The 24,346-nt window shown below is 48.3% G+C and carries 28 protein-coding genes and 1 riboswitch; of the genes, 19 read left to right on the forward strand and 9 right to left on the reverse strand.

The features are described from left to right. Positions 1 to 31: 31 nt before the first annotated feature. Positions 32 to 109, forward strand: a riboswitch (Fluoride riboswitch). A gap of 15 nt (positions 110 to 124) precedes the next feature. The 7 genes from crcB to NWE96_05690 all read left to right on the forward strand — a co-directional run bounded on the left by crcB (position 125) and on the right by NWE96_05690 (position 5,346). After that, a complete protein-coding gene (gene crcB / locus NWE96_05660) occupies positions 125 to 511 on the forward strand; it encodes a fluoride efflux transporter CrcB (protein ID MCW3983464.1) in 387 nt (128 codons plus the stop codon). Beyond that, the gene (locus NWE96_05665; protein ID MCW3983465.1) at positions 512 to 823 is read left to right on the forward strand and encodes a DUF190 domain-containing protein; all 312 of its coding nucleotides are present in this window, start codon (positions 512 to 514) and stop codon (positions 821 to 823) included. A gap of 238 nt (positions 824 to 1,061) precedes the next feature. Further along, entirely contained in the window at positions 1,062 to 1,898 is an 837-nt protein-coding gene (locus tag NWE96_05670) for a hypothetical protein (GenBank protein MCW3983466.1), read from the forward strand. Then, positions 1,895 to 2,737: a hypothetical protein gene (locus NWE96_05675; protein MCW3983467.1), complete on the forward strand. Its 843-nt coding sequence runs from the start codon at positions 1,895 to 1,897 to the stop codon at positions 2,735 to 2,737. The genes NWE96_05670 and NWE96_05675 overlap by 4 nt, the downstream gene beginning before the upstream one ends. Next, complete coding sequence (locus NWE96_05680) at positions 2,730 to 3,056, forward strand: hypothetical protein (protein ID MCW3983468.1); 327 nt, start codon at positions 2,730 to 2,732, stop codon at positions 3,054 to 3,056. Before NWE96_05675 ends, NWE96_05680 begins: the two co-directional genes overlap by 8 nt. A 121-nt stretch (positions 3,057 to 3,177) precedes the next feature. Next, the gene (locus NWE96_05685) at positions 3,178 to 4,617 is read left to right on the forward strand and encodes a hypothetical protein (protein ID MCW3983469.1); all 1,440 of its coding nucleotides are present in this window, start codon (positions 3,178 to 3,180) and stop codon (positions 4,615 to 4,617) included. 114 nt (positions 4,618 to 4,731) lie between these two features. Further along, positions 4,732 to 5,346 carry a superoxide dismutase gene (locus NWE96_05690; GenBank protein ID MCW3983470.1) on the forward strand — a complete coding sequence of 205 codons (615 nt, stop codon included), beginning with the start codon at positions 4,732 to 4,734 and terminating at the stop codon, positions 5,344 to 5,346. Between the two features lie 56 nt (positions 5,347 to 5,402). Here NWE96_05690 and NWE96_05695 read toward each other — a convergent pair whose 3' ends face one another. Then, entirely contained in the window at positions 5,403 to 5,720 is a 318-nt protein-coding gene (locus NWE96_05695; GenBank protein MCW3983471.1) for a ferredoxin family protein, read from the reverse strand. A 90-nt stretch (positions 5,721 to 5,810) separates the two neighbouring features. On the opposite strand from NWE96_05695, the gene NWE96_05700 reads away from it, so the two are divergent. Together NWE96_05700 and NWE96_05705 are read left to right on the forward strand one after the other, a co-directional pair. Next, complete coding sequence (locus NWE96_05700) at positions 5,811 to 6,587, forward strand: DNA primase (protein ID MCW3983472.1); 777 nt, start codon at positions 5,811 to 5,813, stop codon at positions 6,585 to 6,587. A 204-nt stretch (positions 6,588 to 6,791) separates the two neighbouring features. After that, on the forward strand, positions 6,792 to 8,174 hold the full coding sequence (locus NWE96_05705) for a dihydrolipoyl dehydrogenase (protein ID MCW3983473.1): 1,383 nt from the start codon (positions 6,792 to 6,794) through the stop codon (positions 8,172 to 8,174). 49 nt (positions 8,175 to 8,223) lie between these two features. On the opposite strand, the gene NWE96_05710 is transcribed toward NWE96_05705, so the two are convergent. Then, positions 8,224 to 8,718: a GNAT family N-acetyltransferase gene (locus NWE96_05710; protein MCW3983474.1), complete on the reverse strand. Its 495-nt coding sequence runs from the start codon at positions 8,716 to 8,718 to the stop codon at positions 8,224 to 8,226. A 96-nt stretch (positions 8,719 to 8,814) separates the two neighbouring features. Between NWE96_05710 and NWE96_05715 the strand changes: the two genes are divergently transcribed. The 4 genes from NWE96_05715 to NWE96_05730 all read left to right on the forward strand — a co-directional run bounded on the left by NWE96_05715 (position 8,815) and on the right by NWE96_05730 (position 11,731). Continuing rightward, complete coding sequence (locus tag NWE96_05715) at positions 8,815 to 9,600, forward strand: Coenzyme F420 hydrogenase/dehydrogenase, beta subunit C-terminal domain (protein ID MCW3983475.1); 786 nt, start codon at positions 8,815 to 8,817, stop codon at positions 9,598 to 9,600. Positions 9,601 to 9,736: 136 nt separating this feature from the next. Beyond that, a complete protein-coding gene (locus tag NWE96_05720; GenBank protein ID MCW3983476.1) occupies positions 9,737 to 10,468 on the forward strand; it encodes a hypothetical protein in 732 nt (243 codons plus the stop codon). Positions 10,469 to 10,610: 142 nt separating this feature from the next. Then, positions 10,611 to 11,351, forward strand: coding sequence for a coenzyme F420-0:L-glutamate ligase (locus NWE96_05725; GenBank protein MCW3983477.1), 741 nt, complete (start codon positions 10,611 to 10,613; stop codon positions 11,349 to 11,351). A gap of 44 nt (positions 11,352 to 11,395) precedes the next feature. Beyond that, the gene (locus tag NWE96_05730) at positions 11,396 to 11,731 is read left to right on the forward strand and encodes an SCP2 sterol-binding domain-containing protein (GenBank protein MCW3983478.1); all 336 of its coding nucleotides are present in this window, start codon (positions 11,396 to 11,398) and stop codon (positions 11,729 to 11,731) included. Here NWE96_05730 and NWE96_05735 read toward each other — a convergent pair. Genes NWE96_05735 through NWE96_05745 form a run of 3 tightly spaced genes read right to left on the reverse strand, consistent with a single transcriptional unit; the run spans position 11,726 to position 14,713 of the window. Next, entirely contained in the window at positions 11,726 to 12,271 is a 546-nt protein-coding gene (locus NWE96_05735) for a YkgJ family cysteine cluster protein (GenBank protein MCW3983479.1), read from the reverse strand. The two genes, NWE96_05730 and NWE96_05735, sit on opposite strands and share 6 nt — an antisense overlap. A gap of 11 nt (positions 12,272 to 12,282) precedes the next feature. After that, positions 12,283 to 13,482 (reverse strand): glutamate-cysteine ligase family protein, encoded by a 1,200-nt coding sequence (locus NWE96_05740; GenBank protein ID MCW3983480.1) that lies wholly within the window; start codon positions 13,480 to 13,482, stop codon positions 12,283 to 12,285. Positions 13,483 to 13,519: 37 nt separating this feature from the next. After that, the gene (locus NWE96_05745) at positions 13,520 to 14,713 is read right to left on the reverse strand and encodes a cation:proton antiporter (protein MCW3983481.1); all 1,194 of its coding nucleotides are present in this window, start codon (positions 14,711 to 14,713) and stop codon (positions 13,520 to 13,522) included. Positions 14,714 to 14,926: 213 nt separating this feature from the next. Between NWE96_05745 and NWE96_05750 the strand changes: the two genes are divergently transcribed. From NWE96_05750 to NWE96_05760, 3 genes are read left to right on the forward strand one after another with little or no spacing between them, the layout of a single operon-like run. Further along, a complete protein-coding gene (locus tag NWE96_05750; GenBank protein ID MCW3983482.1) occupies positions 14,927 to 15,622 on the forward strand; it encodes a RimK-like ATPgrasp N-terminal domain-containing protein in 696 nt (231 codons plus the stop codon). Next, positions 15,615 to 16,493 (forward strand): RimK family alpha-L-glutamate ligase, encoded by an 879-nt coding sequence (locus tag NWE96_05755; protein ID MCW3983483.1) that lies wholly within the window; start codon positions 15,615 to 15,617, stop codon positions 16,491 to 16,493. Before NWE96_05750 ends, NWE96_05755 begins: the two co-directional genes overlap by 8 nt. A gap of 60 nt (positions 16,494 to 16,553) precedes the next feature. Next, the gene (locus NWE96_05760) at positions 16,554 to 17,525 is read left to right on the forward strand and encodes a deoxyhypusine synthase (GenBank protein ID MCW3983484.1); all 972 of its coding nucleotides are present in this window, start codon (positions 16,554 to 16,556) and stop codon (positions 17,523 to 17,525) included. Between the two features lie 12 nt (positions 17,526 to 17,537). On the opposite strand, the gene NWE96_05765 is transcribed toward NWE96_05760, so the two are convergent. Further along, on the reverse strand, positions 17,538 to 18,614 hold the full coding sequence (locus tag NWE96_05765) for a deoxyhypusine synthase (protein MCW3983485.1): 1,077 nt from the start codon (positions 18,612 to 18,614) through the stop codon (positions 17,538 to 17,540). Positions 18,615 to 18,930: 316 nt separating this feature from the next. On the opposite strand from NWE96_05765, the gene NWE96_05770 reads away from it, so the two are divergent. From NWE96_05770 to wecB, 3 genes are read left to right on the forward strand one after another with little or no spacing between them, the layout of a single operon-like run. Continuing rightward, positions 18,931 to 19,497, forward strand: a complete 567-nt coding sequence (locus NWE96_05770) for a hypothetical protein (protein MCW3983486.1) — start codon at positions 18,931 to 18,933, stop codon at positions 19,495 to 19,497. Beyond that, the gene (locus NWE96_05775; GenBank protein MCW3983487.1) at positions 19,455 to 21,524 is read left to right on the forward strand and encodes a minichromosome maintenance protein MCM; all 2,070 of its coding nucleotides are present in this window, start codon (positions 19,455 to 19,457) and stop codon (positions 21,522 to 21,524) included. Before NWE96_05770 ends, NWE96_05775 begins: the two co-directional genes overlap by 43 nt. A 14-nt stretch (positions 21,525 to 21,538) precedes the next feature. Continuing rightward, complete coding sequence (gene wecB / locus NWE96_05780; GenBank protein ID MCW3983488.1) at positions 21,539 to 22,627, forward strand: UDP-N-acetylglucosamine 2-epimerase (non-hydrolyzing); 1,089 nt, start codon at positions 21,539 to 21,541, stop codon at positions 22,625 to 22,627. Here wecB and NWE96_05785 read toward each other — a convergent pair. Genes NWE96_05785 through NWE96_05795 form a run of 3 tightly spaced genes read right to left on the reverse strand, consistent with a single transcriptional unit; the run spans position 22,624 to position 24,343 of the window. After that, positions 22,624 to 23,394, reverse strand: coding sequence for a PAC2 family protein (locus tag NWE96_05785; protein MCW3983489.1), 771 nt, complete (start codon positions 23,392 to 23,394; stop codon positions 22,624 to 22,626). The two genes, wecB and NWE96_05785, sit on opposite strands and share 4 nt — an antisense overlap. After that, positions 23,391 to 23,558: an RNA-protein complex protein Nop10 gene (locus NWE96_05790; GenBank protein MCW3983490.1), complete on the reverse strand. Its 168-nt coding sequence runs from the start codon at positions 23,556 to 23,558 to the stop codon at positions 23,391 to 23,393. Before NWE96_05790 ends, NWE96_05785 begins: the two co-directional genes overlap by 4 nt. Beyond that, entirely contained in the window at positions 23,558 to 24,343 is a 786-nt protein-coding gene (locus tag NWE96_05795; GenBank protein ID MCW3983491.1) for a translation initiation factor IF-2 subunit alpha, read from the reverse strand. The genes NWE96_05790 and NWE96_05795 overlap by 1 nt, the downstream gene beginning before the upstream one ends. Between the last annotated feature and the right edge of the window lie 3 nt (positions 24,344 to 24,346).

Genomic DNA, 24,346 nt, shown 5'->3' on the forward strand with positions numbered 1-24,346 from the left:
TAGGCTTAAAGTTTAATAGTTGCAGAGCGGCATCAAGTGTGGCTATGGCATTAGCCGTGGCATTTGCCAGAACCGCACAAACCTGGATGCTGATAATGCCTACCTAAAGTCAAAGGTAGCAGACATGAAATGGCTGGAATTTGGCCTCTTAGCACTCGGCGCCGTGATTGGAGCCTATTTACGGTACAGAATGGTGGAGTCTCCAGTGACTTTTTTTGGGCTTCCAGTTAATGTTTTGATGGTTAATGTTTCAGGAAGCTTCATTTTGGGGTTGTTCTCGGTTCTATCTTTGGCGTTTAACTTAGACTCAAGGTACACTCTATTTATGGCGATAGGTTTCTGCGGCTCCTACACTACGATGTCCTCTTTCGAACTTGAAACAGTTAACCTGATGGATAATCACCGATTAGGCGCCGCAGCTTTAGATATGGCGGCAAACGTTGGGTTCTCGTTTGTGGCGGTTATCCTTGGCAGGCTTCTAGGGACAGCAGTTGTTGAGAGGGTGTTTTGATTGAGACAGAAAATGTGGAGTTTAACAATCAGAATAAAACGCAACGACGAAGTCGGGGGAAAACGTTTGCAGACTTTGGTGATGGATTTTCTGATGAAAGCCAAAGTTTCGGGTGCAACAGTTTGGACTGGCGTGAATGGATTTGGTAAAAGAGGCAAATCCTCGCTTCATTTGGAAGGCGTTTTAGTAAATATGCCCTTACTCATTGAAGTAGTTGACTCTCAAGAGAAGCTGGAACCGCTACTGCCCGATTTGAAGCACATCGTCGGCGACAACGGACTGGTAACCATACAAGAAACCTACGTCATATAATTGACCGCCACGCGACGTCTCAAAGCTGACCTCCCCTCCCTTATATAAAGCAGCCAAATCGCTGGATATGACTGTAAAGGCGGTTACGCCGAAATCTGGCTTTTCTCTAGCGCCAGGTTGCAGGATGGTTGTGGATTGCGCCATAAACTGCTTGGAGGTTTGTTCTTTTTGGAGAACACCCTGTTCCTTGGGGAGAGTGATAAGCCGCTTCTAAAATCTACTTTAACCGTGAAAGCGCATGAAGAAAACATGGCTGCTGATAACCATACTTTTGAATGTTTCATTAATTCCCTTTACGCAGGTTTCTACAGTGCAAACCCAAGACAGCTCAATATCAGCTACAAAAACACAAGACACCCCCACCAGTGGAAATGGTGTGACCATCTATTCGCCCTGCAACCGAACCTACAACCGCGACGAAGTCATAGCCATAAAAGCCTCCTCAGCCACACTCGGAGGAGCAAACATAATTTACGAAGGAACCTACACCATCGACGATGGCGCCCCCCACAAACTAAATACAGAATCCCTCCAGACACACTCTTGGGATCCATTCTTTGGAGCCTTAGTTGGAACTGCCACACTACCCACGTTGACTGAAGGAACACACAAACTTACCGTATACCTAAAAACCTACATTGAAACCACTGCAAAACCTCCAACAATGTCAGGTGAGGCAACCGTTTACTTTACTATCGGTGACAACGTCCAGCCAAGTATAACTCTTGAGGCAGTGGATGGTGTGGTGTTCAATCAGACCCTTGTACCGCTCAACTTTACCATAAACGAGCCCGCCGCGTGGACTGCTTATCGACTTGATAATGGCACCTTAATGGACATAGCGGGTAATACCACTCTAACCGTTGCCTCAGGAAGTCACAGTATAGTCTTGTATGCTAATGATACAGCTGGAAACATGGGGCAGTCTGGGATGGCTCAGTTCTCAGTACGAATACCTGAAGTTGCTTTAGCGCAGCAACCGTGGGGCTTGATAGCGTTTGTCTTAGTGGTTATAGTTACATCGTTTATAATCGCGTTATTTTACAGGCAAAAACGACGGGAGAACGAGCCATGACAAAAAAAGCACTGATGCTAATCCTCATACTGCTCGTGCCCCTGTTGAGCACACCAGCGATATCAGCAGCACAGACCCAAAACGTACTCATCTGTCAAGGCAAAGTGAAACTTTTCTCCCCCTATAACCGAACCTACACTCCAACTGAATCCCTACACCTAGATGCCGCCCTAGACATTCGCTACGGCCCAAGCAATGTTTATGCAGCAAACTACACCATCGACGATGGCCCACTCATCAAGGTAAGTAAGGACAATATACGTGACGAATTTTGGAGTGTCTCATACGGTGGCATATATGTGGATGTAGATTTGCCCAAGTTGCCTATAGGGCAGCATAAACTTACAATCTACATCAGCTCAGACTACCCAAATGGAACTCCGCCTTACGTGGTTAGTGGAGAAGCAACCGTTTACTTCACGGTATCAACTACAAAAACACAGGATACCCCTACAACAGGCGGCGAGATAAACATCTATTCTCCTTGCAATATCTCATATAGCCCCAAAAGCGTCATCCCCATAGAAGCTTCCGCTAGCACGATGGGGCAAAACTTGACCTATACAGCCACCTACTGCGTTGACGGTCAAGGACTCTACATATTACGCACAAAAAGCTTCCAAACATACCAATATGACCTCTTCTTTGGCAGCATGACCGCAACCGGTGAACTCTACTTTCTGCCTGAGGGCCAGCACAACGTCACGGTTTATATGAGAGCATGCAGGGCGAACTCTGAAATCCCCACCATAACAAGCGAAGCAACTGTCTATTTCAGGGTAGGCGATACAAAGCCCCCCAAACATCACCCTGTGCGAGATAGATGGAGAGGTGTTTAATCAAAATAGTGTTCCGCTAAACTTCACCATAAACGAGGCCGCCTCTTGGTTAGGTTATAGCCTTGACAACAGCACCCAGATAACCATAACAGCCAACACAACCCTAACAATACCTGTAGGCAACCACACTCTCACAGTATACGCAAAAGATACTTATGGAAATATGGGGCAATCAGAAATGGCGCATTTCACAGTATTAATTAACCCCACCGAAAGCCCAACATATGACGTGGTACTTGTAGCTTATGCTATTTTAGTTATAGCAGGTGCTAGCGCATTTTTTGTGGTTTTTAAGAGAAAACAGAACAGAAATCATTAACCGCTAACTGTAAGCGCTTTCTGTTCCAACAATGGAACAGTTTGTTCCCTGAGTAGAACTAAAACCCACATCTCCATCCTCACCTACAGGGAACAAAATGACAAGAAACAGGTGGAAATAAATGAAGAAAACTGGCATATTACTCTTAACCCTCATACTAATCATAATCCCCACTATAGCAAAAACTGACCATTTTGCATCTTCACAAACAACAAACAGTACTCAAACCCCCCTAAGCAACCATTGGGAAACCATGGCGTCGATGCCGACAGAAAGAAATGGACTCCAAGCGGCTACAGTCAATGGCAAAATCTACGCTATAGGCGGATACAATGAAAGCAGCCAAGCGTCAGCTTTTAACCAAATGTATGACCCAGAAACCGACACATGGACAACTAAAGCTCCGATGCCGACTGCGCGAACACAGTTTGCCTTAGCAGTATATGAGGGCAAAATTTACTGCTTCGGCGGCACGATACCGAATGCAACTAACATGCGGGATTCCCTGCATTGCGCAGTAAACGAGGTTTACGACCCCACCACTGACACTTGGACTACCAAAGCAGCTATGCCCAGCGCAAGATGGCTACTTGGAGCAAACACTGTAGGCAACAAAATCTACTTAATCAGCGGCTTACCTGACCACACCCTCAACTGGGAATACGACCCAGCCACGGACACATACACCACAAAGGCACCCTTGCAGTACAATGAATACAACGGGGCCTACCAGTCAATCCGCGCCTTTAACATAAGCTTTGGAATCTCAACCTCACTGGATAACCAAATAGTTTGGTTTGGCAGCGTTTTACCTACATTTGAGTCATTTGAGTATGGCTACAAAAAAGCCACATTACTGTATAACCCAGAAAACGACAGCTGGACAGCTAAAACTCCTCTTCCAAGCTACCTTGACTCTCAAGAGCAAACTGTAGCCACAACAGGCATCTATGCGCCCAAGTTGATTTACGTTTTCGGCTCCAACGTAGTCGCCGCTTACAACCCCACAAATGACACATGGAAATACGTTATGTATCACTCTATGCTTGCAGGCTTTGGTGCGGTGGCATGCAACGACAAAATTTACCTGCTGGGGGGAACCAGTGCAGCGCCTGCATTCAACGGCAAACAATTCATAGGATTCAGCTACAAAATGCACAACATCAACGACCAGTATACTCCGTTGGGCTACGGAACCGTTCCCCCTGTGATTTCCGCCTCTTCGCCCCAGAATAGCACATTGACAGTGAAGGATTCACTGATATTTAGCGCCAATAAACCAGTTGACTCTTTAAGTTACAGTTTAGATGGACAAAGCAACGTCACGTTCGCAGGAAACCTGACCCTTGGAGATGTGCCTTTAGGTGCACATAACGTAACCGTCTATGCGACCGATACTTTTGGAAACGTCGGCACATCAGGAACATACTATTTCACTGTTGAACCGCTAAAGCCTGAGCCATTTCCAAGTGTGCTGTTGGGTGTGGCAGTTGCGGCGGTGGCTTTTGCAGTTGCCTGCTTAGGGTTATATTTGAAGAGAAACAAGCATAGTTCCGCTTGAGTTCTTCTTGTCTTCAACCTCAGCCCGATAGTAAGCAGGTCAGCGCTTTATGGCTTTAAGGCAAAGTATATTAATTCTGTTTTTCTTTTGCCTAGTAGATTTTTGGTGAACTTTATGGAAAAAGTAAAAACCTTTACACTACCCAAACTACCCTACGACTACAACGCCCTCGCCCCATACATAAGCGAGGAGCAGCTAAAACTGCACCACGACAAACACCACCAGAAATACGTCAACGACGCCAACGCCATCTTCGCAAAAATCGACGAATCAAGAGCACAAAACACCATCCTCGACATAAAAGCCGTAACCAAAGAACTCGCCTTCAACATAGGCGGCCACCTTCTGCACACGACTTTCTGGGAAAACATGGCGCCCGCGGGCAAAGGCGGCGGAGGAGAACCAAACGGACCCGTAGCAGAATTGATTAACAACAATTATGGCAGTTTTGAGCGGTTCAAAAAAATCTTTACCGCAGCAGCAGTCAGCACGGAAGGCTCAGGTTGGGCAGCACTGGCGGTTCACCCCTGCATCGGAAGACCGCTGGTTATGCAGATAGAGAAGCACAACGTCAACGTGTACCCCACATTCCAAATCCTGATGGTTCTCGACGTTTGGGAACACGCCTACTACGTGGACTACAAGAATGACCGCGCCAAATTCGTCGACGCATTTTGGAACGTCGTCAACTGGGACAAAGTCAACAAAAACTTGGCTTTGGTAAAATAGAGAAAACTGACCAAGTAGTGGTCAGCCCAAAACTTTTTCCTTTCTATGCAGCAGTTTTATGGTGCTTGAGTAATTTTAATCGCAGCCGCTGGACACTGCAGCTCACACGCAAGACACTGAATGCACTCCGATTCGCGGGCTGGGTCAGCTTTTCGGTTCGAAAGGGGGTGCCCAGGCGTGTCCACCATCTCGTAGAGCGACACGGGGCAGACGTCTGCGCATACGCCGTCTCCGATGCATACATCCCAATCCACCGCAACGTTTGTTCCATGGATTCCAAGGGTTGTTGGGGGTTCAACGGGGCCCCAGACTTTGTGGCCACTATGCTCGCCAGTGGCTTGGCGTTTAGTTTGAAAATCAGGATCAATAGGCAAAACAAGTCACCAATTAAACTTCGGAGACGGGGGCATATTAGGGTTTCCACAAACCATTTCGGTAACAGCGCCTAACTATACTTGGTGTTTATGACCAAATATCACCTGCCCACGGGCATGCGCTATGCCACTTTAGAGGAAAGAAAAGAGTTCTATACAGAAGAATTCAACCAAAAAAAAGTCGCCGACTGGTTTGGGCCCCTCTTGATGAACACCAAATTTGCAGTCATCATGGGCAGGCACACCAAGATTTTTTTGGAAAAATACAAAGAAGACGCAGCCACCACCATAATAATCGACGAGTACAAGGATTTGGTGGATGTGCAAGCGCAGGTTTTGGAGTTTTTGCCTGAAGCCGTCTACTACGACCGAAACGTCTACGACTCAGACGGCCAAGTCATCGGGCAGGAGCTTGCTTTTGATTTGGATCCTGAAAACGTCACTTGCCCCGTACATGGCACGTTAGCTGATAAGTTGAAGCGGCGGCAGGGCTTGAGTTTCTGTGAACTCGAACTGGGCATCGTGCAGAAAGAAGCCATCGGTCTGTATGAATTTCTTGAGCGGCGGTTTGCGGATTTGCGAATCGTCTATTCAGGCAGAGGGTTTCATGTGCATGTGTTTGATCAAGTCGCCTGCAGATTCACAAGTCAAGAACGCCTTCGATTAGCCCAAGAAGTGAAGAATGCAGGTTTCCACATCGACGAGTGGGTAACCACAGGTGAATACCGCCTCATACGTCTCCCCTATAGCCTCAACGGTTTGGTGTCGCGAATCGTGTTGCCACTAAAAAAAGAAGAGATAGAAAGCTTTGATGCCGTTCGTGACCGCCGATGTCGACCCAAATTTCTGGGGGGAGCTACTTTTTGACGGCTTTAGCTTTCTTTTCGCCTTTGCTGTAGTAGGCTTGCTTCTTTTTTTGCTCTTCAGCCGAAGGTTTCTTAGACACAAAAATCTCCAATAGAAAGTGATACATAAGGGCGCTTAAAGGCTTTTTTGAAAGCCCCGTTTGCAATTGAAAGGTTTATCTAAATAAAAATGCCATTAAATGTACAATACTTATGAGGCTTATTTATGGAAGAATTTGACGTCATAGTTGTAGGTTCAGGTTCAGGGATGCTTGTTGCGTCGGTTGCGGTGGATTCAGGTTTTAAGGTGGCGGTGGTGGAAGGCGGCCGAATGGGCGGCACCTGCATAAACGTCGGTTGTGTGCCCTCAAAGATGCTCATCCACCCTGCAGACGTAATCCAAACGATGAAAGACTCGGAAAAACTAGGCATCAAAGCAACAGTGGATTCCGTGGATTTTGGCAGTATCATGGCGCGTATGCATGCCCTCGTAGACCACGACACATCTCAGCAAGCAGCGGCAGTCGAAGCTACCCCCAACATGAAGTGGTTCAAAGAACACGGCGAATTCACCTCAGACTACACTATGCAAGTCGGCAACCAAACCATTAAAGGAAAAGTGATTTTTATCGCGTCAGGCGCACGCACCGCTATTCCCCCGATTAAGGGCATAGAGAGCGTCAACTATCTCACCAGCGACACAGTATTGCAACTTCAGAGGCAGCCTAAGAGTATCATAATAGTTGGCGGCGGCTACATCGGCATGGAGTACGGGCACTTCTTCTCTGCGTTGGGCACCAAAACCACAGTCATCCAGCGCGCGGACAGGTTGCTGCCCGAAGAGGAACCTGAAGTCTCCGAGTTGCTTCTGCGAGAGGTTTCTAAGCGTATGGATGTTTACCTCGGTTATGAGGCGCTTGAAGTCAAACAGGACGGTGAACAAAAAACTCTGGTGACGCGAAACCGCGTTGATGGAACAATGAAAACCTTCACAGCCGAAGCCCTCCTTATAGCTACGGGCAGAATCTCAAACGCCGACCTGCTCAAACCCGAAAAAACAGGCGTTAAACTCGACGGGCGCGGCTTCATAGAGGTCAACGAGTACCTCGAAACCAGCAAGAAACACATTTATGCTTTCGGTGACGCCATCGGCAAAGAGATGTTTAAGCACTCCGCTAACTACGAAGCAGGTTTGGTTTGGCATAACAGCACCCACGACCACAAGGTCAAGATGGATTTCTCAGCTACACCCCACGCCGTCTTCACGTACCCCCAAATTGCCGCGGTCGGCTTAAAAGAGGAAGAAGCAAAAAAGCGTTACAGTATAGCAGTCGGTAAAGCGTATTATCGGGATACTGCGATGGGTGCTGCGATGGGGAACCCTGAGGGTTTCGTCAAAGTCATCGTAGACGCTAAAACGGGAAAGATTTTGGGCGGTCACATAATCGGGCCCGAAGCGGCAGTTGTTATTCAGGAAATAACTAACGCTATGGTTAGCGGCAACGGAGACTATGGTCCCATAGCAAGGGGCATGCATATTCACCCCGCCCTCAACGAGGTAGTGCAGAACGCGTTTGGCAATCTCCATGAACCCAGTCATCAGCACTAACCGGGTATAAGCTTCGTTAGAGACTGATTGCAGAAGCTGATAGAGGATCTCAGGAAGGCAGGGTTTTCTGTTTAAGTAGAGTCTTGCGTGGCAAAAAACCGAATCGCCGATAGAAACTCCAAGCAACTTCATTGCCCACCGACACCTCAACCTGTTTTGAGGCTACACCGTTTTGATCCATCCAAGCCAACGCATTCCGCATCAACTGGTCACCTACGCCGTTTCGCCTAAAGTCTTCTTCGACGTAGACGGATTCGACTTCGCCGACTTTCTCGGAATTTATGGTGCTGATTACGTAGCCGACTCCTTGTCCTGTGGCGTCATAGACGGCTAAGTCCACCCGCAGCTGCCCTCCAGCCGCCTTCTTGAGCAAACCATTACACCGATTTTCAAAAGTCATTGCTTTGTAGTGTTCCTTGAAATGCTCAGAGCGAACGCAGTGGTATTGGTTGAGTTTTTCCCATAGGGGTTTGATTTGGCTGAGTAGGGTTTGGTCGCCGTGTAGGTAGCGGATTTTGTGGCTTTCGGCGGGTTTGTCGGGCATGTAATCACTTTTGGTGTGAAGTGTTGTTAGTTGTTTGGGTTTTAAAACTTTATTTGCACCAACCCCCTAGCTTCCTATTAAACCGAGCCCACCAAAATGCCGCCAAAACAAGAAGACCCCCAAAAACCCCTAGAAGATGAAGATTTAGGAATTTACCTCGATTTGTTCTCAGCCAAAACCCCCATTGAGGGGCAGGATGGCGGAGTAGTTTCCGCGTTGCTGCTCAAGGGGTTGCGTGAAGGCTTGTTTGATGCCGCGGTTGTGGTAAAGCGAGGGGAAGGTTACACTGCCCAAGCCGTTGTCGCCGAAAACGCCGAAGAGGTATTGGCAGCGAAAGGCACAACGTACCTCCGTGTAGACGTAAACAGCAAGCTACGGGAACTTGTCAGTCAAGGAAAAAACCGCGTAGCCATCGTTTGCACCCCTTGCGAGGCGGGTGTTGCAAGGAAAATCCAGCAAACCAAAGTCAACTGCGAAGTTACCGTCATCGGGTTGTTCTGTTACGGATGCTTCAATCACGACAAACTCAAAGGGGAACTGAAGGCACGTTTAGGAATTGACTTAGACAAGGTGGACAAAACTCAGGTTCGGCAAGGCAAATTTATCGCCCAAAGTGAGGCGAAAGAAGTAAGCTGTAAAGTTAAGGATTTACATGGGGCTTCTGAAGCTGCATGCAGTTTCTGTGACGATTTTACTTCGCGGTTGGCGGATGTTTCGGTGGGATCGGTGGGGAGCAAGTTGGGATATTCGACTGTAATCGTGCGGTCAAAGCTTGGGATGCGGTTGGTAGAGGGGTTAGAAGCCGACGTCGCTCAAGCTGATAAGGAAGCAATCGTTAAAATCTCAAAGCTCAAGAGGCAACGCGCCAAAAACAATGCTTAGCCAACAAAAAAAGCTGATTTAGGCGAGTTAAGCAAGTAATCAGGAAAGGAGCCCTGTATTGTTACTTCAAGTCAAGCTTATACAAAAGATTTTTTAACCCAAAAGCGCTCCCCTTCTAAGCTGAAGTGAACTCTCCATGAAAATATTAAACGAATTTGTCCCCACACGTAAATTCTTTAAGCTTGCCGAAGAACTCAAAGACCTCGTTGATGGATGGAACGTAACTGACAGCGCAGCAGGCTATCCAGCACCAAGCGGCGTCGTTGTAAGCTGCTTACTCAAAAACAAGTACCCAGACAAATATGTCTGCCCAATCTTCATTCTACACTATAAAGGACCCGTTGAAGTCGGAGCCTTAGCCCTCGCATCCGACATCGTCGGCTTAGACGGTTTAGCAGTAACCATGGGTGACAAGCCAAGCGTTGGCGAACCAATCAAAATGCTTCCCTCATCCGAAGCTGCACGAGACTTCATACGAAGCGACAAAGTAAAAACCAAAAACCTAAAACTCGGCTGCTTACTCAGCGCAAGGTCATCAGTTGAAGACGCAATCAAACGCGCCCAAGAGCCATGGGACTTCGTCTACTTCATGAGACTCAACGACGACTCATTCGAGCAACTCAAAGCAGTATCTGCTGCATGCAAGAAAATGGGCAAGCCACTCTATGCATACTTCCTAGTCGGAACAGAAAAGAACAAGGAAATCGTGAAAGTCATCGGCTGGCCAGTAACAGCCACGATGGATACTGTTGAAGAGAAAGCAGCAAGACTCGTCGGCCTAGTCGACGGCATCATCGCAACCTGCGCTGGTGACGCTGAAGGCGACAAATTGATGCTGCAGAAACTCCAAAAGTTCCGCACAAAATAAACACCCACCGAGACCATCAAGGTCTCTTCCTCTAAATTTCAAATTTTACCTTTTTTGGTTTCTGTTTCTTTAATGGAAAAAATTTAAGTTTAGGCTCTGTTAGGCTTTCTTAAAAGGAGACACAACTACGAACACTATCCAAGTGATCCCCGTAACAGGTTTACCGTTAATCCAACCCGGCGACAATTTAGGCAAACTAATCGTGGAAGCAGCAAACAAACAGAAAACTCCAATCCAACCCCACGATGTTGTGGTGGTTACCCATGTTGTGGTTTCAAAAGCTGAGGGCAACATAATTAACCTCGACACCGTCAAACCGTCACCTAAAGCCATCGAAATCGCAAAGCAAACCAACAAAGACCCCGCACTCGTCGAGGTTATCCTGCAGGAAACCAAAGACTTAGTCTGCATAGGCCCCAACAGCATCATAACAGAAACCTACAGCGGAACCATAAGCGCCAACGCAGGTGTAGACCGCTCAAACGTATCAGGCGAAAACAACGTTGTACCGCTACCCAAAAAACCACACGCATCAGCGGAAGGCATAAGGCAAGAAATCAAGCGCCTCACCGATGCCGACGTAGCGGTTATTGTTTCAGACACCCATGGCAGGCCGTTCCGCTTGGGTGAAATTAACGTGGCTGTGGGCGTTGCGGGATTGGTTCCGATTAGGGATCGGAGGGGCGAAAAAGACCTCTTTGGTTACGTGTTGCGTGTAAAGCAGACTGCTGTTGCAGATGAGTTGGCTTCTGCGGCGGAGTTGGTGATTGGACAAGCAGACGAAGGTATCCCAGTCGCTATCATCAGAGGATACAATTATATCTCAACCGACGAGCCAGCCCCAACGTTGATTCGCTCAAAAGAGAAAGACCTCTTCAGGTAAAGTTCAAAAGCCCAGCCAAACTACAGTGTACTGAAGTGTATTGAATGGAGACACATGCACAAACCCCACAAGAGTTTTTTGAAAAAATCTTGCCCACACGTTTTAAAGCTGAAAGAGCAGCAGGCATCAATGTTGTGGCTCTGATTAATGTTTCTGGAGTTGACGGCGGCGACTGGACAGTCACCATTAAAGACCAGAAAATGCAAGTAACCCCAGGCTTATATTCCTCACCTGACCTGACATTGAAGATGGCTCAAGCGGATTTTTTGGAGTTAGTAAATGGAAAAATAAGCGCCGAGAAAGCCTTCTTCACTGGTAAAGTCCAGTTCAAAGGCAACATCGCTCTCGCATTGAAGCTACGTGACGCGGGGTTTCTATAAGTCCAGTTTTCGGATGACTTCAGGCGAGAGAGGTTCCTCGCAGAACTTGAAAGTCTGCGGTTCCTCAATTTTCATCAGTGCCCGCAACTCGTCTGCGCTGAGTTGATCGATGAGTGTGAGAATTTGTTTGCGTGCAACCTCAAAATGCTCTTTTAAGGCGGGTTTATCCCTGAACAGAACACCAGCGTAAGCACAGATTTCCTCTTTTTTGAGGAAGAAACAAACCTTTTGCGTGTTAAAGTTTATGTCAAAAGTGAAGGGGCCAGCAACGCAGGTTTCGGGTTTTACGGGGTGAACCATGCATTTGCCCGTTTTCTTATTAAACAGTTTACAGTAAACATCGCTGTCCACGGCTGGATAAGTGTATTCTTCTTTAGAGAAGGGTTCGGTGACGCGGAGTTTCTTTTTCTTAATGTAGTCTTGGATGATTGTTTTACGGTTCTCTGTTAAGGGTGGTTTGGCGTCTTGGCAACAGATAGATTTGCATTGGCTGCAAACGTCAAAGCTGTAGGTTGTTCCCTTATTGTCTTCCTTGGACATGGAAGTTCACCTTAAAACGGTTCATTATTACGCAGGCAATTAATAAGGGTTGAATACACATCAACGATTGCTTCATGGAAAATTGTTTTCTCTGCACGCTGCCGCACTTTGGCGCGGATGAGTTCTGAGAGGCAGCCGCCATCAATTCGGCGTTTAACAAGTGGGAGGTACTTTTTCTCGTCGCCCTCCGCGTACTGTGTGGCAAGTTTGAGGTAGTGTTGGCAAACTTGCCGAGCGGTTTCGCCGAGTGGACTGGATACGTGTGTGGCTAAACCTTCTTTGATAACAGCGTTGAAGTCCGCAACGAGAACCTTATGCGGTGCAAGCTCCGCTTTCTCCGCGATTAAGCCTCTTAGCGTGGCGCGGATAAAGCAGGCAAACGCTACATCCATCTTGATGCATTCCTGTTCATCCATCACCCTCACCTCAAGCGCAGAGCGGTCAAAACGGAAAATCACACCCCTCGAATTAACCCACTCCCGATTCAGCAGGGTTTCGTCTGCGCCAGCGGCGGCTAAGTCTTTGGAGTACCGCCCGATAACATCCCGCTTGTATTGCCCGATTGAGGAAACATAGTCGGGGATGATGTCGCCTGCGACTGAGGGAACTTCTTTCTGGTTTGCCTTGTAGAACTGAAGTCGGTTGTCCAAGTCAGGTCCCGCTTTGCCTTCGAAGATGGGCGATGAAGCCGCTACTGCGGGCAGGTAGGCGCAGAGGTTAGCGAGTTGGTTGTGAATTTGGATGGCGTCGGTTTCTTTTTGGTAGGGCAGGTTAAGGTGGAAGCTTTGGATGTTTAGCCATCCATGTTGGTTTAGGTTGAAGATTTTGCCGTATGCGTCGTAGATTTTTCTGTGGTAGTGAGGCCAGATGGCGGTGTCTTGGAGTTGTAGCAGGGGGTGCATGCCTGTGCCCAGAAGCATGGCGCCGTGTTTCTGCACGATTCCGTTTAGGGTGGACACCGCCGACTGAATGGTCTCCTCAAACTCGGACGGAGACTGAAACGGCTCGTTCGCTTTGATCTCCATCACATGCAACTGCAACTCTTTGCCGAAAGTGAACTCAGGTAACTCGATAAAGTTCAACATGCGTCCGCAGTAGCCTTTGATGATTTTGTCGGCTATGGGTAAAACTTGCAGGTCGGGGTTTACGAGGGCAAACTCGTGTTCAGGTCCGAGGACTTCAAGTGGTTTATACGTGGAGGCGCCATCCAACAGGTTCTATTTACAGCCTAATCTGCTGGGCGTTATTTTAAACTTGACTGTACAAGTAATCTGTTGGGTTGTTGGGGTTTGGTTTGTGTGAGAATTTGATTAGGTATGGCGTTGTGAAAGCGGTGATCATGGTGGCGACTCCGATTATGGGTAAAAGAAAACTGCTCGTTACACCCACATCTTGCCCTGCTTTGGCAACGATGAAAGCGAATTCACCGATTTGCCCCATACCTAAACCAACCCGCAGCGAAGTTGTCTTGTCGTAACGGAAAAGGCGAGTACCAAAACCACAGCTAGCCAACTTTGTAACGATAACTACGATAGTGATTATCACTGCGGGGAACCAGTAGACGGCGATTTGAGTAATATCCATCAAGGCACCCATGGAGACAAAGAATATGGCGCCGAAAACAATTTTGAACGGCCCAATCTCGCGGTTTATGTCCTCTCGATGTCTAGACCTTGCGATGACGACTCCGATGATGAATGCGCCGATGCCTGCAGAGAAACCAATTTGGGTGGCCATGATGGCGAACAGGAAGCAGACGCCCAGCATCAAGATGTAGAGTATCTCTCTGTTTGCTACCTGTGAAACTCGGTCGAGTGCTTTGGGCACGAAGAAGCCGCCTAAAACTAAGGTTCCGCCGATGAATATCACCAGTTTGGCAACTAACCAAAGCGCATCAACAACTGAGACAGTGTGCACAATTGCCACGTTCTGCAACATAGCCAATAAAATCACTACAACCACGTCTTCTACGACAAGAATCCCAAGCATCAAGGTGGAGGAGATTTCTTTGAGTTTCCCCATGTCGCCCAACACTTTAGCGATGATGGTGGTGCTGCTGCTGGCGAGTGCCGCACCCAAGAAGAGTGTGTCGTAGAAGCCCCAGCCCAAAAAAGCTCCAACAGCCCAGCTGACGACTATCATTAGGGTTATTTCTATGGCTGAAACGCCGAAAATTACACGCCCGATGGAGCGCAGATAACGCACGGGAAACTCTAAACCGATCGTGAAGAGCAGGAGCACGACACCGATTTCAGCAAACACTGAAAGGAACTCGACGTTTTGAACGAGATGGAACGGTGTTGTGAATGGCCCGACGATGATGCCTGCAATTAGGTAGCCGATTATTATGGGTTGCTTGAGTTTGTAGAATATGAAGGCTACCGCTGAGGCAACGACCATTAAGACGGCAAGGTCTGTTAGCACTTGAATCTCAAAGCTCATGTACAATCTCCAACTACAACTGGGAAATAATAAGGCTAGTTAACATTCAATCATGCTGCCAAAACAAGATTACACATACATTTATCCATCCAGAAAACAGCTTAAAAACTGCCTGCTTTTGGCCAAAGCGGCAAATAAAATACAGATAACTACAACGTTAATTTTAAATATAACAAGACGAATAACGCCACCTATAACCTTGGTGTCCTATGGGTGCTGGTTGTTTCAAGCATTGGCCTATGTGATGATCTACGCGCGGTTAAACCCGCTGTATTTCTGGAGTCATCGATAAAAGACACAACCATCAACTTAACCAACGATTACCGCTACCTAAAAACTGGGTATTATGTTTCTTTGCACGCTGAAGTCTTGGGCAGTCAGGTTATCCCTTCATGCGAAAACATCATCGACGCCAGCCGCACCCCGATTTTGTTGCTTCGCGCCCAAAAAGCAAACATCCCCACTGCACCTTTCCTTGTAACTGATAATGTTAAGAAAATCATAAAAGAAGTCGGACTACCAGTGGTGGTTTTCGCAGTTAACCCCTTCATCCATGAAGGCTACAAGGTAGCAAAGAATCAAAGCGCCCTCTACCGCGCCATGAAAAGCCTCGGCATGAACTACAAATTCACTGTCTGCGCACAGCCCCTAAGAGGCGAGTTACATACTGTTAAGTCTGTGTTTGGAAAAACCGAGTTAGCAGATGAGCAAATTAGCGCTATCTCACAAAAGGTTTATGAACTCTTTAGAATTCCACTTTGCAAGTTACATGTTCAGAAAGCAGAGGATAAAGCCTTCCTGTGTGGCCTTGAACCATTGAAAGAAACCGAACTGTCAAAAGCTGATTTGAAGTTAATCTCGAAAGAGATTATGCTGATTTCTCAGCAGGGGAACCATATCGGTGTCTAGAATCGCTTGTTTTGTTGAAAAATATAATTTTAGTGACCCCCGCGAGGAAGCTGCTCTCCAGAACTTTAAAGCGGCAGCAGAGAAATCAGGCAGCCAATTCAGCTTCTTGTTCCGCGAAAACATCCAAGACATACCCAACTATGATGCTGTCTTCATCCGCGCAACCACCGACCCCCTCTTCACCTCATACATCGTCTCCAAAACCGCTTGGGAACTGGGCAAAAAAGTCATAGACGACCCCGAATCCATCAAAATCTGCGCCAACAAAATCCACCAATACGCCCTCTTCGAAAAACACAACATCCCCCGCATTCCCACCGTTTTCCTCAGCAAAGACGACTTGCGCCACAAAAAAATCACCGAAATCTTTGACACCTTGGGCAAACCCGTCGTCATCAAAGCCCCCTACACGAGCTTTAGCCGTTACGTCGAGAAAGCCGCCTGCGAAACCAGTTTCCGAGAAGTCGCCAAACGGTTCTTCAAAAAATCCGATGTCTTAGCTATCCAAAAGTTTACTCCAACCGCGTTTGATTGGCGTGTCGGTGTGTTGGGCAACGACATACTCTATGTCTGCAAATACATGATTCCTAAAGGCAAATGGAAGCACGGCGCTAAACTCCGTGGCAAACCGACGGTGATTTGGGGTAGAACTGTTAGCGTTCAGAAGAAGGACATGCCGCCGCGGTTGCGTGAAGTTGCTCTTAAAGCTTGCAGCGTCATCGGCAAAGGTCTCTACGGTGTGGACATAAAAGAAGTCAACGGCGAATACGTCGTCGTCGAAGTCAACGACAACCCCAGCATCTACGCAGGCTATGAAGACCAAATGGACCCCGACATCTACCAACGCATCATCAGCCACTTATCGGCGTAGCCGCTTTTCGACACCTATTTATCTTCAGTTTCGTTTAACCATTGCAACGGAGCCAAGATTATGCCAAAAAAAGTTCACGAAGCACACAAAATACCAGTTAAAGATTACCAGTTCACAGAGAACATGACCGTAGACCAGCTTGTCAGCCAGATGGAGCAGGCGTGGGGTTTCACCGCGGGCAAACTGGCAACAGGCGTCAACATCCTCGAAGCCATGATTAACGACAAGAAATGCGTCAAGTTCCTTTCATTCACTGCCGACATAATCGCTACAGGCACACGCGGCGTCATCCGTGAACTCGTTAAGCGCAAACTCGTGGATGTCATAATCACCACCTGCGGCACCTTAGACCACGATGTTGCCCGCTGCTGGAGAGACTACTATAAAGGCAGCTTCATGATGAGCGACACCAAACTTCACCGTGAAGGCGTCAACCGCCTCGGCAACGTCTTGGTACCCAACGACAGCTACGGCGTCATCTTGGAGAAAAAAATCCAAGCCCTACTAGCTGACCTCTACAAGGAAGGCAAAAAAGAACTCTCCACAACCGAGTTATCCCGAGAAATCGGCCTACGATGCTGCGACGAAACCTCGATTCTCTACTGGGCAGCCAAAAACAACATCCCCATCCACGTGCCAGGCATAACCGACGGTTCAGTCGGCTACCAACTGTGGATGTTTAGTCAAGACCACAAAGACTTCCGCATAAACCTCCTAAAAGACGAAGGGCAACTAAGCGACCTCATGTTTGACTCCAAAAAAACAGGCGCACTCATCGTGGGCGGCGGCATCAGCAAGCACCACACGATCTGGTGGAACCAATTCAAAGACGGCTTAGACTACGTCGTCTACATCTCAACGGCGGACGAGTGGGATGGCAGCCTGAGCGGCGCCCGACCACGCGAAGCAGTCAGCTGGGGGAAGATTAGCGAGAAAGCTAAACGCGTCATGATTGAGGGAGACGCCACAATGGTTATGCCAGTAATGACAAGCGCCTTGATCGATCGTTTAAGTAAAAATAAGAAAAAATAAAAGAATAGTTGGTTATGCTTTTGGCATGTCTTTGAAGATCCAGCTCATGTCTGGACCCTTGCGTTTCTCTGTTACGCGCTCCGCGAGTGCGTGACATATGAGCGGCAGGGCGATAGTTGCGTCGCAGTAGCAAACGGCACGGGTTCCTGTTTGGCTGTTAATTTTACCCCAGCTAATCGCCTCTTCCAAAGTGCAGCCGCTGAGTCCACCCCATTGTGGCGAGTCGGTGGTGATTTGGATGGCGTACTTGTGGGGGTAGTAGTATTCCTGCAGTGATTTGCGGAGTCCGCCTTTTCTGCCTTTGACGCCTTTGTCTTCAGTCATGGGCGAGACGGATATGGCGATGAGTTGGGTGAGGTCTTTGGGGACGCCTCCACCGATGTAGACGACGCCGACTTCTTTGGTTTTAGTGCCGATTTGGACGAATTGGTCGAATTCTTTAACGCTGTCGATGTGGACGTTGTGGCCTTTGTTTTTGGCGAGTAGGAAAGTTTCGCCGTATGCGCTGTCCACCATGGCTGGGCTGAAGATGGGGACGCCGTTGGCTGCGGCAACTGCGGTGATGGCGGGGATGTTTTTCTTGCCGAGGAATTTGCCTAAGCCGTAGAGGAATTCGGCTGAGGTGTAGTAGTAGTCTTCTTTGCAGGTCATAACGTAGTCGGTAACGAGGTCTTCCATCTTGCGGTAGTCGGTTTCTTTGCCGAAGACGTCGTAGTAGCGGTTTATGTCTGCATGCAGGAGTTCTTCGTCGTTGACCATGTGGCTGCCTTGCCAGTAACCTAACCCCATGGCGTCAACTATGTCTTCGCTCACGTTAGCGCCCGTCGAGACGAGTACGTCTATGAAACGATTCTCTATAAGCCAGTTGATGATTGTCCACTGACCCGCAGTCGACATCGAACCCGCGAAACCCATAGCGATGACGGTGTCTTTTTCTTTAATCATGTTTTCCCATACGTCAACGGCTTCGCCTAGTTTGCGGCCTTGATAAGCGGTTTTGCCCATTTCTTTTAGAAGTTGAGAAATCGGTTTCTGCTTAGTTACCTTGATTGGTTCAAGTTTCTTTTGGAAGTATGAGTCCTTTCCCATTGTTAATGTGCACCTGCCGTTGTATGTTTATGGGCAGGTATTTGAAATTTGTTATTCAATTAAACAAGCAAAGATATACATAGTTGCCAAACCGATTTTGCAGCTCCAAAATGAGGGTCGGCAGGTTTTTTGAGGCAGCAAAATCTTGAATCTAAAAGAAAAGCCAACCCATGAACACACTAAAAAAACGCAAAAAGCACCGAAAATATAAGTTCTAGATGATACAGTAGCCTCATCGGTTCTAGTGCAAACCCTTAAAACTGCAATCGTTATATCCTTTGAACCCTGAAAAAGGGCAAGTAAGAGGGGGACAAGCTTGGCGGCAAACAAAATCTGCACATTAGACTTCTGCTACGAGAACTCTATGGTTAAAATCGTAGCAAACCGCAACTGCCCTGAAATAAAGCTTGCAGGCTTAACTGTTGGTCCCTTTGACGAAGGCAACGAGTACGAGGTTTATTTTTGGGTAGCCAAAGAACTTACCGCCGCTGGTTTGGTTCATTTCCGCGAAGACGACATCTTGGACTCTACCAAACTCTATAAAGCGCAGTGGAAAGAGGGCGTGCAGGTTCCTGGCCAAATCAGCGAGTTACCACCAGACTTTTACCCGAAACTGCGCAGGTTCCTCTTCGAATTACATCAACAAGCCACCCGCTCTCAGGACTCCGAGAAATACCACGAATCCGACCGCGCAAAACATTTGGCCCGCGACATCGTGAACTCTCGGCTGAAAAAAATCGTCGCCCTCGCTGCTGCACCGGGACAAAGTGATCAAGTTTTAAATAAGTTGACCAAAGAAGAAAAACTCGTCTATGAGCAGCTTGTTAAGATAATTTCTGAATGGAAAGCCAAAATTCTGCAGAACGGAGCGGACAAGCCATGACGCTGGAAACCGTTGAGCCCACCAAGCGGTTTCAAGAGTTCTTTAAAAAAGAAAAGTACCGCCAAAGAATCGCCCAGTTAGCCATCACTGGTAAAAATTCGTTGACCATAGATTTTGAGGAACTCTACGGTTTTGATCAGGCTTTAGCGGAGTTGCTTTTAGCTAAACCTGAAGAGTACCTGCAGCACGCGGGCAAAGGCGCCTATGAACAGCTACGTATTGAAGACGCTGAGTACGCAGAGAAAATCGAGAAACTCATCGTCCGTGTTGTCAAGTTGCTGGGCAAAGAGCAACTGCGCCGATTGGGTTCAAGGAACATGAGTAAACTAGTCATGGTGGAAGGCATAGTCGTAAGAGCCACACCCGTCCGCCCCATGGTCCAGATTGCTGCTTTTAAATGCAAACGATGCGGCACAGTCAACCAAGTTGAGCAGACAGGACAATTCCTAAAAGCACCCTCAGTTTGTATGGCACCCGACTGCGGCAGAGACGGCCCCTTCGAGTTTAGCCAAGAAGAATCCACCTTCATCGACTCACAGGACCTACGTTTGCAAGAGAAACCCGAAGACCTCCCACCGGGGCAGTTGCCGCGTGTTTTGGCGGTAAAGTTAATCGGTGACGAAATCGTTGACGTAGCACGTCCAGGAGACCACGTGTCAATCGTGGGCATTGTCCGTGCTTTTGCGCCTTCACTGCAGGGTATGGGAAAACTCCGCACTTTCATCCTCCAATTAGACGCCAACTCCATAGAGGTCTTGGGCAAAGAACCTGAAACCTCTCCGCCGACGCCTGAGGAAGAAGCAAAAATCCTTGAACTCTCCCGCGACCCCTTGGTGCATAGAAAAATCATGAGTTCAATTGCTCCCTCCATCTTTGGCAATGAGCACCTAAAAGAAGCCGTCATGTACCTGCTCTTCGGTGGAGTATCTAGAAGTCTCCCTGATGTAAACATTAGAGGCGAGATGAACGCACTTATCATCGGTGACCCCGGTACTGCTAAAAGCCAGATGCTTCAGTATGTGTCGCGTATTGCGCCAAGAGGGCTCTACACTTCAGGCAGAGGTACCACTGCCGCAGGTTTAACCGCAGCAGTAGTCCGAGAAAAAGGCGGAAGCATGAGCCTCGAAGCAGGAGCACTCGTTTTAGCTGACAAAGGAATTGCCTGTATCGACGAAATGGACAAAATGCGTCCCGAAGACCGAGTCGCTATCCACGAAGCCATGGAACAGCACACTGTCTCCGTTGCGAAAGGTGGCATCGTCGCAACTCTAAACGCCCGCACCGCTGTTTTGGCAGCCGCTAACCCATCGCTTGGCAGGTATGAACCCAACCGCACCGTAGCCGAAAACATCTCGCTCCCCGTCACTATCCTCTCCCGTTTTGACCTCATATTCGTGCTCCGCGACATCCCAAACAAGGACGCTGACGGCAAAATGTCTCGCCACATCTTAGAGATGCACCGACGAGGCTTAAGTCCTGTTGAAGCCCAAGTGGACGTTGAATTACTACGCAAATACATAAGCTACGCAAAAAGCGTAAAACCTGAACTCAGCGAAGAAGCCCTAAAACGCCTAAGCGACTTCTACTTGGCGATGCGTTCCGCCAGCGAATCCGAAGGTTCACCCGTCGCCATCACCGCCCGCCAGCTTGAATCTCTGGTGCGGATTGCAGAAGCTCGAGCCCGTGTTGCTCTCCGCCCCACCGTAACCGCCGAAGACGCGGAGGCCGCTATTGCGATTATGAAGCGCTCACTGGAGGAAGTAGGCATCGACGTATCCAACTACAAAGTCGACATCGACTTAATCATGACTGGGCGCCCCAAGAGCATCCGCGACCGCTTAGGCATTGTGATTTCCACCATAATAGAAATGGAGAAAGTTACAGGCATAGTCGAACGCGACGCATTAGTCAATGAATTAGAAACCAAGCACAAGATTCCCAAAGGCGAAATCGAACGAATGATCAGCCAACTACTCCGCGAAGGCACCATCTATGAGCCACGCGAAGGCTCTCTGAAGAAAACATAGGGGGAGCACATTGAATGAAACCTGTTCTTGTCGTCACGGGAACACGGCCTGAAATCATCAAAATGGCGCCCATCATCCGCGCCCTCAAAAAAACCCAACTGCCCCACCTGTTTGTGCACTGCGGACAGCACTACGACTACAACATGGCGCAGCAGTTCATCGAAAACCTTGAACTCGCCTCGCCTGACCACTGGCTCAAAATCGAGTCAACTTCCCCCGGCGGACAGACGGCTGAGATTTTGATGAAGATGGATGAGTTGCTGGGCAAAATAGAGCCGTCAGTGGTGCTCGTAGAAGGCGATACTAACACAGTTTTGGCTGCGGCTTTGGCGGCAAACAAACGCGAAATCCCCATCGGACACGTGGAGGCGGGTTTACGCAGCTACGATCTACGTATGCCAGAGGAACACAACCGCCGCTTAACCGACCACATCTCCCAGTATCTTTTCGCGCCCACCGAACACGCTAAGGCTAACCTGCAGAAAGAGATGGTTTGGGGAAAAATCTACCTAACAGGTAACACAGCCATAGACGCTGTCAAAGAGCATCTGCCCATCGCTGAGAAAACGTCGAAGATTATGCAGCAAATTCCCTTCGAGACCTATGCGTTGGCTACTGCACATCGCGCCGAGAACGTGGATGACCCCGTCGTGTTGGAGTCGTTTATGGCGGTTTTTGAGCGGTCACCTTTGCCCATTGTGTACCCGATGCATCCCCGCACCCGAAAGCGGCTCCAAGAAAATCACTTACTCAGCAAAATCGAGGAGATGTCTAACGTGCTGGTTTTGCCGCCGACAGGCTACCTCGACTTCCTCATGTTGATGAAGAACTGCAAGTTGATAATCACTGATTCAGGCGGCATCCAAGAAGAAGCAACTGCACCCCAAATCCGAAAACCCGTCCTTGTCATGCGCCTCTCCACAGAGCGACAGGAAGCGGTCGAAGCAGGGTTTGCTACAGTGGTGGGCACAGACCAAAACCAGATTTTAAATGCAATGAATCATGCGCTCTCACGAAAGGAAGCATTGCCTTCTACGTCGCCTTTCGGAGACGGAACGGCAGCCCAGAAAACAGTTGAAATAATAAAAGAAAATTTCTCTTAGGAAATGTAGGTTGTTTTCTTATCTTCTTGTTTGCGAGTTTCCTCAGCTTCCAAGGCGCGTTTAGCTTCGATCTGCTGTAGCTTGGTTACCATAGTTTCGGCTTTGGCGATTTCATCGTCTAATCCTTTGAGGTCCAAATCGAAGTTGAAGGTGGCTTTGAGGACTTCCAGCACGCTTTTAGCTGCTTGCGGATCGGGAAGGTAACCGCGAGTTTCGCCTAGTAGACAGAGTGCCTCGATTTTTTTGAATTTCGAGAGCCCCAAGATGAGTCCTGCCGTGCCGACGATGGGGCTGCCTGCGGTGCTCAGGGTTGCGCCGCCCTCAAGGGCTTTGTGGAGGAGGTCTTGGTTGGTTGCAGCGATGAAGACGCGAGGTTTCTTTTGGGGTTCCATGCGGTAGCCGCCGATGGTTGCTATGGTTTTCACGCCATGTTTCTCGGAGAAGTCTAGCATGCGGTCAGCGATTTCGTATTGACCTTCGATAGTTTGTGATTGGCTGTCGCCTGTGAAGAGGATGAGGTCTTGTCCTTTTGGGTTCTTGTAATAGTAAAAGGCCCCGCGTAGCAACCGCACATCACCCTTCTTATTAACCAAAACGAAGTAGGGGAAGTGTGGGCTATAGAGGTAGGCGAATTTTTTAGCTTTCAACTGTTTAATGAGGTAACGTAAAGCGATTTTGCCGACTAAACCGAGGCCAGGTAAGCCTTCGATGAGGACTGGGTTGTTGAGTTGAACTTGGCTGAATTCTTTGATGTAGGTTTCCTTCATTGCTCTTGGCTCCTTTTTGCCGCCATACGGTATTTGAGGTATTTGTCGTCGGGGGAAAACTTGGCTGGATGCGGAACCTTGACTGCGCCGCCGCAAACGGGGCAGATGTCTTTGTTAAGCGTGTACGCACTGCATTTTACGCATTTGCGCAGTTGCCAAACCACTATTTCTCCCTTCTAAAAACGCCTTCTCCGCCAGCTTTATGAATGGTGGTTATGACGTTGTCTGCTGTTTTCTGCATGACGTCTTCGGCGCGCTTATAGTTTTCTGCTTGCACCTCGATGGCGTATTTTGGTGCAGCGATAACGTAGAAGGTGATTTTTGCATCTTTGATGCGTTCGCCTCTGGCTTTGTGGAAAGCGTCTTTGATGACTTTGACCCCGTTGGGTTTAGCCACTTTAACTTCGAGGACACCGCGAACTTTTACCAGTTTTACGTGGATGCGTTCCTGTGCCACTTCAGCGAAGGCAGCAGCTATGTTCTCTGCGATGCCTAAATCGGTTAAGACTTCGGCGCCTTCTATGGCTGCTTTCTCAAAGGCTTCATAGAGGTCATACTTCTGCTCTACCGCGGGAACAATCTTCTGGATAATTTCATCTAAAGGTAAACCAGTTTTCTCTGCGACTCCGCGGAGCAGGGCATCGGCTTTGCGTTCTTTCTTCCAAACCATGATTTTCTCGATACGTTCACGTTTGGTGACGCGACGCAGGGAGAGGTCAATGTGGCCTTTCTCGTGGTCAACGCGCAAAACTTTTAGGACAACTTTTTGCCCTTCCCGCACAAAATCTCGGATGTTTCTAATCCAGCTAGAAGAAATTTCTGAGACGTGGAGTAAGCCACGTTTGTCGAATTCGTCGAGTTTCGCGTAAGCGCCATAATCTGTTACGGTCTCGATGGTGGCGATAACGAGGTCGCCTGTTTCGGGCCACTGCGGCTTACGCTCAGCCAACTT

The organism is Candidatus Bathyarchaeota archaeon, assembly GCA_026014685.1.
In the GTDB taxonomy this organism is placed as follows: Archaea; Thermoproteota; Bathyarchaeia; order Bathyarchaeales; family Bathycorpusculaceae; genus Bathycorpusculum.